The organism is Mesotoga sp. HF07.pep.5.2.highcov (assembly GCF_003666285.1).
Taxonomy (GTDB): domain Bacteria; phylum Thermotogota; class Thermotogae; order Petrotogales; family Kosmotogaceae; genus Mesotoga; species Mesotoga prima.
On record NZ_JFHJ01000164.1, the window covers coordinates 1 to 10,746 of the forward strand.

11 protein-coding genes and 2 pseudogenes are annotated in these 10,746 nt (G+C 44.7%); 11 read left to right on the forward strand and 2 right to left on the reverse strand.

From position 1 onward, the window contains the following. Positions 1-35: 35 nt before the first annotated feature. The 11 genes and pseudogenes from BG32_RS03115 (at position 36) to BG32_RS03165 (ending at position 9,731) form a co-directional block, all read left to right on the forward strand. On the forward strand, positions 36-1,265 hold the full coding sequence (locus tag BG32_RS03115) for a PLP-dependent aminotransferase family protein (RefSeq protein WP_014731007.1): 1,230 nt from the start codon (positions 36-38) through the stop codon (positions 1,263-1,265). 12 nt (positions 1,266-1,277) lie between these two features. Further along, entirely contained in the window at positions 1,278-2,333 is a 1,056-nt protein-coding gene (gene buk / locus BG32_RS03120) for a butyrate kinase (protein WP_121526356.1), read from the forward strand. After that, on the forward strand, positions 2,330-3,229 hold the full coding sequence (locus BG32_RS03125) for a bifunctional enoyl-CoA hydratase/phosphate acetyltransferase (RefSeq protein ID WP_121526357.1): 900 nt from the start codon (positions 2,330-2,332) through the stop codon (positions 3,227-3,229). Before buk (BG32_RS03120) ends, BG32_RS03125 begins: the two co-directional genes overlap by 4 nt. Beyond that, positions 3,229-4,314 (forward strand): butyrate kinase, encoded by a 1,086-nt coding sequence (gene buk, locus BG32_RS03130; RefSeq protein WP_121526358.1) that lies wholly within the window; start codon positions 3,229-3,231, stop codon positions 4,312-4,314. The genes BG32_RS03125 and buk (BG32_RS03130) overlap by 1 nt, the downstream gene beginning before the upstream one ends. Continuing rightward, complete coding sequence (locus BG32_RS03135; RefSeq protein WP_121510089.1) at positions 4,311-4,982, forward strand: cobalamin biosynthesis protein CobQ; 672 nt, start codon at positions 4,311-4,313, stop codon at positions 4,980-4,982. The genes buk (BG32_RS03130) and BG32_RS03135 overlap by 4 nt, the downstream gene beginning before the upstream one ends. Further along, positions 4,979-5,203, forward strand: coding sequence for a ferredoxin family protein (locus BG32_RS03140; protein WP_014731012.1), 225 nt, complete (start codon positions 4,979-4,981; stop codon positions 5,201-5,203). Before BG32_RS03135 ends, BG32_RS03140 begins: the two co-directional genes overlap by 4 nt. Before the next feature lie 10 nt (positions 5,204-5,213). Continuing rightward, on the forward strand, positions 5,214-6,272 hold the full coding sequence (locus BG32_RS03145) for a 3-methyl-2-oxobutanoate dehydrogenase subunit VorB (protein ID WP_121526359.1): 1,059 nt from the start codon (positions 5,214-5,216) through the stop codon (positions 6,270-6,272). Between the two features lie 9 nt (positions 6,273-6,281). Next, positions 6,282-7,034: a thiamine pyrophosphate-dependent enzyme gene (locus tag BG32_RS03150; protein WP_014731014.1), complete on the forward strand. Its 753-nt coding sequence runs from the start codon at positions 6,282-6,284 to the stop codon at positions 7,032-7,034. Further along, complete coding sequence (locus BG32_RS03155) at positions 7,031-7,570, forward strand: 2-oxoacid:acceptor oxidoreductase family protein (protein ID WP_014731015.1); 540 nt, start codon at positions 7,031-7,033, stop codon at positions 7,568-7,570. The genes BG32_RS03150 and BG32_RS03155 overlap by 4 nt, the downstream gene beginning before the upstream one ends. A 134-nt stretch (positions 7,571-7,704) precedes the next feature. Beyond that, positions 7,705-8,498: pseudogene (gene zupT, locus BG32_RS03160) on the forward strand (zinc transporter ZupT). Positions 8,499-8,633: 135 nt separating this feature from the next. Continuing rightward, positions 8,634-9,731 carry a helix-turn-helix transcriptional regulator gene (locus tag BG32_RS03165; protein WP_121526360.1) on the forward strand — a complete coding sequence of 366 codons (1,098 nt, stop codon included), beginning with the start codon at positions 8,634-8,636 and terminating at the stop codon, positions 9,729-9,731. On the opposite strand, the gene BG32_RS03170 is transcribed toward BG32_RS03165, so the two are convergent. After that, positions 9,728-10,207 carry a hypothetical protein gene (locus BG32_RS03170; RefSeq protein WP_121526361.1) on the reverse strand — a complete coding sequence of 160 codons (480 nt, stop codon included), beginning with the start codon at positions 10,205-10,207 and terminating at the stop codon, positions 9,728-9,730. The genes BG32_RS03165 and BG32_RS03170 overlap by 4 nt on opposite strands. Then, positions 10,204-10,746, reverse strand: a pseudogene (locus tag BG32_RS03175) (hypothetical protein); the annotation flags it as partial. The pseudogene BG32_RS03175 and the gene BG32_RS03170, both read right to left, overlap by 4 nt.

Here is a 10,746-nt window from a genome sequence, read left to right on the forward strand (position 1 = left end):
AATTTAGTAACGAATATAGATAGGGGGTGTACTCGGTGACCGAAAAATTCTCGAAAATCGCACTCAGGATGAAATCCAACGTCATTAGGGAGCTTCTAAAGGTTACTTCAAAACCAGGTATGATTTCTTTTGGAGGAGGCGTACCTGATCCTGACACATTTCCACGTTTTGAAATGGCTGAAATATCTAAAGAGATTCTAGAAAACGAATACAAGCTCACTCTTCAGTACGGATCAACAGAGGGGGACCCTATACTCAGGGAAGAGTATATATCTTTACTAAAGAGAGAGAGTGGAATAGAAGGAATCGACGTTGACAACCTGCTCGTTACAGTGGGCTCTCAAAGTGCGCTCGATCTGATTAGCAAGATCTTACTGGATGAAGATAGCATATATTTCGTCTCTAAGCCTGTTTACCTGGGGGCGGCCAGCGCCTTTTCTCTCAGATCAGATCGCCATGTCTACATGTCATTGCGCGAAGACGGTGCAGATATTGATGAAGTTGAACAAAACCTCCAGGAGATAGAGAACAGAGGTGAACTCAACAAGGTTAAGTTCATCTACACTATTTCGAATTTCCACAATCCAGCTGGAGTAACGATGAGTCTTGAAAAGAGAAAGAGACTTGTTGAAATTGCAAATAAGTACGATGTTCTCATAGTTGAGGATGATCCTTATGGTGACTTGCGGTATGAGGGCAAACCAATCGATCCGATCTTCAAGATCGGGGGTCAGGAAAGGGTATTGCTGCTGAAGACATTCAGCAAGATACTGTCACCCGGACTAAGACTTGGCATTGTGGTTGGTAATAAGACTATTGTGAAGAAAATGGTAACTGCAAAGCAGGCTACTGATCTCTGTACTCCCAGTCTCACACAGCGAATAGCTGCGAGATATCTTCAGAGATATGACTTGCTCTCCCAAATAGAACCTACGATAGCCCTTTATAGAGAGAAAAAGGACCTCATGCTTGCTGAGCTGGAAAGAAGCTTTGGGAGTATGGAAGGGTTCCACTGGACCAAACCGGAAGGTGGTCTATTCATATGGTTCACTCTTCCCGAGGGATTCGATACGGCAGAAATGCTTGAAAGAGGAAAGGCAGCAAACATACTCTTTGTCCCCGGAGAGGCCTTCTCGCTGGACAACACATGCAATAATTCGATGCGATTATCCTTCTGTCTTCCTCCCAGAGAAGATATTATAGAAGGGGTAAGAAGGCTGAAGAAGATCGTTGTGGAGTACGGCAAAGAGAAGAATCTTCTCTAAAGGAGTGGAAAGATGAAGATCCTTGCTATTAACCCCGGCTCAACTTCAACAAAGGTAGCTGTTTTCAATGACGAAGAGGAGATTGTTAGAGGTTCGATTCAGCACTTCTCGTCTCGGAATGATCGAAGTCAAGACATTCAAGATAGAGCAGAGGAAATCCTATCCTTCCTAAATGAAAGCAGTATTTCTTTCGATTTTGACGCCATTGCCTGTAGAGGAGGCATATTGCCACCTATGGAAAGCGGTACATATCTGGTAGACGATAAGATGGTAGATTTTCTCCTTCATCGCTCGGCAATTGATCACCCATCGAATCTTGCGGCTCCCATAGGTTTAAGGCTCTCTGAAGGGAAGATTCCCGTGTTTATAACAGATCCAATCTCCGTCGACGAGTTGTGCGAAGAGGCTCGTTTGTCAGGCCTTCCTCAACTTCCAAGAGTCTCTAGACTTCATGCGCTTAACATGAAAGCTGCCGCGAGACAAATAGCCTTTGATCTTGGGAGAGATGTCCAAAATCTCAATCTGGTAATCGCCCATCTGGGCGGAGGTATCTCAGTTGGCCTGCAGTTGAGAGGGAAGATGGTGGATGTCAACAACGCAACCGATGAGGGACCTTTCAGCCCAAACAGAACTGGGGAGCTTCCAGTAGGTGATGTAGTGGAAAAATGCTTTTCGGGAGAATACTCGGAAAGGGAGCTTCTCAACAGATACTTAAAATTTGGCGGACTTCTCGCCTATCTTGGAACCGACGATCTAAGAAAGGCGCTGGAATTTGCAAAAGAAGATGACGATGCAGCTCTAGTTGTAGACGCAATGGCTTATCAGATCGGGAAAGAGATCGGAGGAATGGTTGCTGTAGCTGGTGGTTCGATCGACGCAATTGTTTTGACCGGTGGGATGGCATACAATACTGAATTCGTCCAAAAGATTAAAGAATACATTGGGAAGTTCGCGCTGGTAGTCATAGAACCTGGCGAAAACGAGCTTCTTTCTCTTGCTCTAGGAGCAAAGAGAGTACTGGAAGGAACTGAAAAGGCAAGAACTTTTGATCCGGAGGTGGCAATGTGATTCCACATCTCTCACAACTCATAGATCAAGCTAAGAATAACCCAAAGACAGTTGCCATTGCAGCAGCTGAGGACTCAATAGTTCTGGCCGCGGCTAAAGAGGCTGCAGAGCATGGCATTGCATCGTTCATTCTATTTGGTCAAAAAAAGAAAATCGAGGAAATAAACAATGAGCTTGGCTTTTCTGAAGGCTTTACAATAGTCCACTGTTCCACAAAAATCGAATCAATTGAAAAGGCAGTAAAGGCCGTTTCCTTAAAAGATGCAGAGATTCTTATGAAAGGCAATGTCAAGACCGGGGAACTTCTAGGCATCTATTTGAAAGATGAGTTTGGTCTCAAAACCGGAAGAACAATGAATCTAGTAACTGTTTTCGAGATAAAGAGATACCACAAGCTGCTACTTGTAACAGATGCAGGAATGGTTATCGCTCCTGATCTCAATCAAAAAGCCGATTCAATAATCAACTCGGTTTCTGTTGCGCGAGCGCTGAAAAACGAAAGACCGAAGGTTGCAGTTCTCGCGGCAATAGAGACTGTCAACCCAAAAATGCCCGCAACTACTGAGGCCGCGATTCTTTCACAGATGGCAAGGAGGGGGCAGCTTGGATCTGTCGATGTTGATGGCCCTTTTGCTTTAGACAACGCTATCTCACGTGAAGCTGCAGAGCACAAGGGGATTTCCAGTTCAGTGGCGGGCGATGCAGATATCTTGATAATGCCCGACATCGAAGCAGGTAATATCTTCTATAAAGCCATGGCATTTCTTTCTGAATGTCAGTTAGCAAGCACTGTAGTCGGGGGGAAAGCTCCGATAATACTCACTTCGCGTGCAGATTCAGCGGAAACAAAGTTGTACTCGATAGCTCTAAATGTCCTTCTTGCGGGAGTGATATGATGTCGGTTGTCTTGGTTATCAACCCCGGCTCGACTTCAACGAAATTGGCTCTATTCAGAGATTCAGAGATGATTGGTGAGCATACGATTAGACACTCGCCTGACGAACTGAGTAAATTTCCTTCATTATACGAGCAGCGTGCATTCAGAAAGGCTTTAATTGTAAGGTTCTTGGAATCAGTGAAACACCCGCTCTCGGAAATCGATGCAATCATCGGGAGAGGTGGGATGCTCCGCCCTCTCGAAGGTGGTACATACGCGGTAAACGAAGAAATGATAGAAGACCTTAGATTGGCAAAATACGGTGAACATGCTTCTAATCTTGGAGCAATACTGGCAAACGAGCTTTCACTCGAAAGCGGAAAGGGAATCCCGGCTTACATAGCCGATCCGGTTGTAGTAGATGAAATGGAACCTGTCGCGAAATTTTCGGGACATCCGGACTATACGAGGAGATCGATATTTCACGCTTTGAATCAGAAAGCAGTTGCAAGGGAAGTAGCATCGAGGTATGGAAAGAAGTATGAAGAGATGAATTTCGTTGTAGTTCATATGGGCGGCGGAATTTCCATCGGTGCTCACAGAAGGGGAAGGGTGGTCGATGTAAACAACGCTCTAAATGGAGACGGGCCGTTCAGCCCGGAAAGAGCGGGGACTCTCCCTCTCACTGGTTTGATAAAGCTATGTTTCTCTAATGAATATACCAAGGATGAAATCAGAAAATTAATAAAGGGAAAAGGCGGTCTCATGGCTTATACTGGGACCAGTGACTGTCAGAAAGTTCAGCAAGCAATACTAGACGGAGATCGGGAATCTGAACTAGCTTATAAGGCAATGGCATACCAGATTGTTAAGTGGGTAGGAAGAATGGCAGCAGCACTATCCGGCGAAGTGGATGCGATAATAATAACCGGCGGAATAGCTTATGATAGTAGATTTGTGGTTCCGTGGTTGACAGAGAAACTGAGCTTTATCGCACCCATAAACGTTGTTCCAGGTGGAAACGAAGAGCTATCTCTTGCCGTCGCGTGTTTGAGAGTACTTGAAGGAAGCGAGAAAGCAAAACAATACAGGGGGAAATCGTGAACTTCACTAAAAAGATCCTTATCTTCATGGGGATGTTTGGAAGCGGAAAGACGGAAATTGCGCTTAACGTATCCAGGCTACTCACAAAAAAGGGAGAACGGGTCGCGCTTGCAGACATTGATACTGTAAGCCCATACTATAGATCTCGCGATATGAGAGACTCGTTTGAACAGCTCGGAATAAAGATCATCGCTCCAAAAGGAAAATTGGCAAACGCGGATTTGCCAATAATTCCTCCGGAGATTTTCGGCTATGTAGAGAACCCAGAGTTCAGGGTTGTCCTTGACGTTGGAGGAAGTGATGACGGTGCCGTCGTCCTATCCTCACTGAGCTCAAGGCTTCCGTATGACAACTGTGAAACATTTTACGTGTTAAATCGTTTTAGGCCATTCAATGACACCGTAGAGAACGCCGCTTCTCACTTTTTCAGACTTCAAGAAAAGTCGAGGATGAAAATCAACTACCTTGTGAACAACACCAACATTGGTCCTGAAACTACCTCAGAGACGATCGACAAGGGTGAGGAGTTCGTGAAACAACTGTCCGAAAAAGTTTCTGTTCCTGTAGCTTTCACGGTTGTCATGAATGGCTTGAATAGAGAACCGCGCTTGTTTGAGCAGCTTGAAATTAAGAAATATATGTTGAATCCATGGGAGGTAGAACAATGAGCAAAAACTTCGTGAAGATTGACGAAGAGCGTTGCAAAGGCTGCGGCCTATGCATCAACTTCTGCCCGAAGAAAGTACTGAGCTTTTCGGACAAATTCAACAGCAAAGGATATCGTCCTGCTCAGCTGCATGATCTCGAAAACTGTATCGGATGCGGATTCTGTTATATGATGTGTCCAGATGCAGCAATAACCGTCTTCAAAGAAACGGCCGAGGTATAGGGGGGAGATTATGGCTGAAAAGATTATGGTAAAAGGGAATGAGGCAATGGCTGAAGCTGCAATAAGAGCCGGTTGTAGATTGTATTTTGGCTATCCCATTACCCCACAGTCGGAATTTACAGAATACATGGCGAGAAGGATGCCAGAAGTCGATGGCGTCTTCCTTCAATCCGAGAGTGAAGTTGCTGCAGTAAATATGGTCTACGGCGCCGCATGTACGGGTCACAGGGTTATGACATCCACATCCAGTCCGGGTTTTAGTTTAATGCAGGAAGGTGTTTCTTACATTGCCGGGGCGAAGTTGCCGGCTGTGTTTGTAAATGTTGTCAGAGGTGGCCCTGGACTTGGTGATATCCAGCCTGCCCAGAGCGATTACTTCCAGTCCACCAAAGGCGGAGGTCACGGCGATTACCACTTGATTGTTCTAGCGCCGGGGAGTATTCAGGAAGCTGTTGATCTCATGGAAACTGCTTTCAGACTAGCGGACAATTACAGAGTCCCGGTTATGATGCTTGCCGACGGAATGCTTGGTCAGATGATGGAGCCAGTTGTCTTCCCAGAGTTTGTCAAGCTCGAGGAAATCAACGATCATTCAAGCTGGGCGTTAAGAGGCGCTGATGGAAGAGAACCTCATAAAGTTACTTCTTTCGATATCGATCCCGTTAGACTTGAAGAGATGAATACTGAAACACACAAGATCTACGAAAAGATTAGATCAAAAGAAATCCGTTTCGAGACTCATGACCTTGAAGATGCCGATTATATTCTTGTTGGATATGGAACTATGGGAAGGATTCTTGGAAGCGTTATTAAGAAGGCAAGAAAACAGGGCATAAAAGTTGGGCTTTTCAGACCGGTCTCTCTTTGGCCCTTTCCATATGATGAGCTGAAAAAGGCCGCAAGGGGAAAGAAGTTCTGCACAGTTGTAGAGATGTCAACGGGTCAAATGGTAGAGGATGTTCGTCTTTCAGTTGAGGGAAGCTTACCAGTGCATTTCTACGGAAGAACTGGCGGAATGGTCCCGACACCTGACGAAGTCTTCAGGGAACTCGTCAGACTTATAGGATGAGGTGATTATATGGAAAAAGCGACATACAAGAAACCCAAATCGCTTGCTGAGAAGGAATTTTCCTATTGCCCAGGATGTCACCACGGCATTATTCATAGACTCGTAGCGGAAGTCATCGATGAACTGGATATTCAGGGAAAGACTCTTATGGTTGCTCCAGTTGGATGTTCAGTTTTCGCGTACGAGTTCTTCGATATTGACGGTACGGTTGCCCCCCACGGAAGAGCTCCGGCAGTTGCAACTGGAATGAAACGGGCAATGCCGGAGAAAATGGTCTTCACTTACCAGGGCGACGGAGATCTCGCCGCAATTGGAACGGCTGAGATCATTCACGCCGCAAACAGAGGTGAAAAGATCACAACGATCTTCGTTAACAATGCGATATATGGAATGACGGGAGGTCAGATGGCCCCTACTTCCCTCCTTGGAATGAAGACGACAACTTCACCGTACGGAAGAAAAGCTGAGACTGAAGGTTTCCCAATTCATGTCTCGGAGTTGCTAAAAGAGACCGCAGGAATAGTCTATCTCGAAAGAGTTTCCGTAAGCTCGCCTCAAGAAGTAATTAAGGCGAAGGCTGCAATAAAGAAGGCGTTCATTGCGCAGAAGAAGGGCCTAGGATTCTCGTTGGTCGAAGTTCTATCAACCTGTCCCACAAATTGGGGGCTTGACCCGATAGAGTCCATCAAATGGCTAAACGAAAACATGAAAAAAGAATACCCAGAAGGTGTATTTGTCGACAAGGTTGGTGATATTAGATGAGTGAACATCTTCTGATAGCAGCGGGATTTGGCGGACAGGGAGTTATGTTGATCGGACAGATTCTGGCAACGGCTGGGATGTTCGACAACAAGCACACAACCTGGCTACCCTCATACGGCCCCGAGATGCGTGGAGGGACAGCCAACTGTACCGTAGTTGTAAGTGATGAACCTATCGCCTCTCCGATAACAAATACGCCAAATGAATTGATTATTATGAATATTCCCTCTCTCATAAAGTTTGAGAAAGAGATCCAGTCTGATGGACTGATGGTGATAAACACGTCGGTTGTTGACAGAGATACGATTAGAGATGACATCTCCATAATAAAAGTAGATGCTAACGCTATCGCTGAGAAGTTGGGCAATCTAAAAGTAGCCAATATGGTTGTTCTTGGAGCATATCTCCAAAAGACAGGCGCAGTTACTCTTGAAGGTGTAAAAAAAGCGCTAGAAGAGAAACTTACCGGAAGTAAAGCTGCTCTTGTAAACCTGAACATTAAGGCAATTGAAGAAGGGATGAAATCAGTAAGCTGAACTCGTATAATGGGGCGTACCTTCGGGTACGTCCTTGTTACGCTGATATGCTCGCTCACGTGATTCAAATACTTAAAGCGCTGGTTCCCAAACTGGATGTATAATCTTGGCAAGGTATTCTATGGAGGACTGAAATGGAACTTGAAAATTTCTGGACAGCGCTTTTTCTAACTTCTTTTGCGGGCCTTTCCACTGGAATCGGTAGTATTCTTGCAATTTTCACAAAGAAAACCAATACGAAATTTCTTTCAGTTTCACTAGCTTCTCGGCCGGGATAATGATATACGTATCGTTCGTGGAGATCTTTGTCAAGAGTGGTGAATCTCTCCAGAAGGCTCTGGGAGATGGCATAAGCAACTGGGTCAATGTGATTGCTTTTTTCGGAGGCATAGGTGTTATTGCTCTGATTGACTTTCTCGTGCCTAAGGCAGAGAATCCTCACGAAATGAGAGACGTCGACGAAATGGAAGCAAGCAGTAAGACTCTCTTGAGAATGGGCGTCTTCGTTGCCATCGCAATTGCCATTCATAATTTTCCAGAGGGGCTAGCTACATTTCTAGCTGCCTTAGAGGAGCCTTCTCTTGGAATTCCGATAGCGTTTGCCATAGCTATTCACAACATTCCAGAGGGAATAGCTGTAGCTGTTCCGATATACCATGCAACGGGTAGCAGAAAGAAAGCCTTCTTGTATTCGTTTCTCTCCGGTCTTGCAGAACCTGCAGGCGCTTTGATCGGCTTCTCTTTGATTAACATTCTGTTCAACGAGATCGCGTTTGGTGTTGTATTTGCCGGTGTCGCGGGAATCATGGTTTACATTTCTCTTGATGAGCTTTTGCCTTCGGCAGAGAAGTATGGAAAACACCATCTGTCGATCTCGGGATTGATAGCGGGGATGGGTCTTATGGCAATAAGCTTGCTACTACTGTAAATTGCCATCATTTAACTACATCTGCCTATTCTATGTGAAACTGCTTGACGCGGTTTTTTGATCGCTCTGTGATTCGCTCGGTTCAATAAGTGCTACAATAATATGCAAAATTCCCAAGCTTTGGAGGTGCTTCGTTTGAACTGGTTAAACAAAGTGGAAGTTCGGTCAAGCACGGCCTGCGACCTTCTTCACGGTATGTTCAGATTGAACAACAACGACAGATTCCTCGAGCTCTTCGCTTCTCCGCAGTTCAAGGGAAAGTTTGAACCTTACAGGAACATACAGACCTGGGTAACAGAAACAAGGGAATTATTGACCTCCGATATTGTAGAAAAACTGAAGGAGTTTTTCGACTGGGAAACATTTCTTGGAATGTGCCTTCTTCCAGATATTACCCATTCAAATCTCGAGAGTGCCAGTCAGTTGATCGAATTTGTTCAAGAGATGCCTGAAAGAGTTCTTTTAATTCACTTCATCTATTCGGGTTATGGACCTCGAATGGGCACTATCGATATGGATGCTTTCGACAAAATTATGAAGAATGATAGAGATATGCTTCTCTTCGTATCTAACGATATGTCATTTTCGACCGAAAGGAAGGCTATCCTATTTGAAATGTTGTCTCACCCGGAAAGAACAAAGGAGGATCTACTTTACTTACTGGAGTGGTTCTACGAAAACGTGTTCTCGACAATAGAATCTAGAATAGCAAAGATTCATTCAAAAGCGGTCAATGAAATCGAAAGGGAAATTAGTGATTCAGGTGAGAAATTTCTTAGGGCAATCATAAAAAACATCGACTACACTCGTAATGAAGTACTTGAGAGGACCGTTATCTGTCCCAGTTATTTCTCGGAATTCCTTATTTCAAACGCCAGTATCCCTTTTGTAAAAGAAGATATGTACACCATCGGCTTTCGCTTCAAAGAAGTAATGGCAATTCCTAAAGAGGCCCTGGAAATAACAGCGGAAACCTTCGATGCCCTTGCACACGAAAAGAGACTGGCGATAATAAGATACCTCTCGGCGGGACGATCTTCTGGGAACGAGTTGGCGAGAGCGCTTAACCTTTCCAACTATGAGGTGGGGGAACATATAGGTATCCTTCGCGAAGCCGGTATGGTGTTAGCCGAAAAAGCGAACCAGGTAACGTATTTCACACTCGACAAAGCAATCGTGAGGCAAGAAATCTCTAGGGCACTTGAAGATCTTCTTGAATCGAGCAAAGACTAATGATCTTCGTTCAGCTTACGATGCATTATCTCTATCTCGAGCAAGCGGAGCTTCCTGAATGACTTTTCATCTTTTTGGTTCTTGAGAAGCTGTAGAGCAACCTTGGCACCGATCGATGCAAGACTCCCCAGAGTCTTCCCCGTTGTATACCATTGTTTCAACGGAGTCTCTTTGAGAATTATTTCAACCGGTGTCACCGATTCCCCCTTCATTACAACACTATGTGGCCTAAAGCTCTTCTGCTGCCTATCGAGCTTTTTCTCGAGGTTATCGCACATCTTCTTTATGCTGCTCAGTGAAACCAGACTCTCAACCGAATAGCCAGACACAACCCTCGATTTTAGAGAAAAATCATATAATTCTAGAGCATCTCTAAGATCTGCTTTTTCTTCAGGGGCTTCTCTTCTTTCATTTTGAAAGCTGGAATGAAGTTGAATGCCTCGATTCTTAAGTTGAATACGTTTCTCATCGCTCATACTTCTAACGCATCCTTTTCCGTTTCCGTCATGATTCTTGTGACTTCGAACTTCAGGTCTTCGTCTATGAGAGAAAAGATATAACCATAAACATAATTAAAATACTGCATGGTAGGGCCATCAAAATACGAAGTGTTGAGTGATCCAATTCTCTCTTTAAGAATCACGGGAAGAGAACTCCCACTTTTGGACAGCTCCTTTTCGTTTTCGGAGAACTCATCAATAAGCTTTTTCAATCTCTCTACAGCCTTCCTATTATACCTGGCGTATCTTGCGCTTCTAAGAGATTCGACTTTCTCTTCAGCCATCCTGTAGAACCCGTTCTTCACTTCTCGATACCTCTCGTTCTGACCTTCATCTAGAATAGATAAGTCGAGCCCGGTCTCCAGTCTTGCCGCATTGTTCATTTCATCCCTTATAGCCATTTCATCATTTGAAGCCCTAATTCCTTCCAAAACACTTTCAAGCTCTTTCAGAATCTCCTCATTGCGCTCGTACCGCTTACGCTCAAGCTCCATATCCCTTTCCTTTCTCAGAGA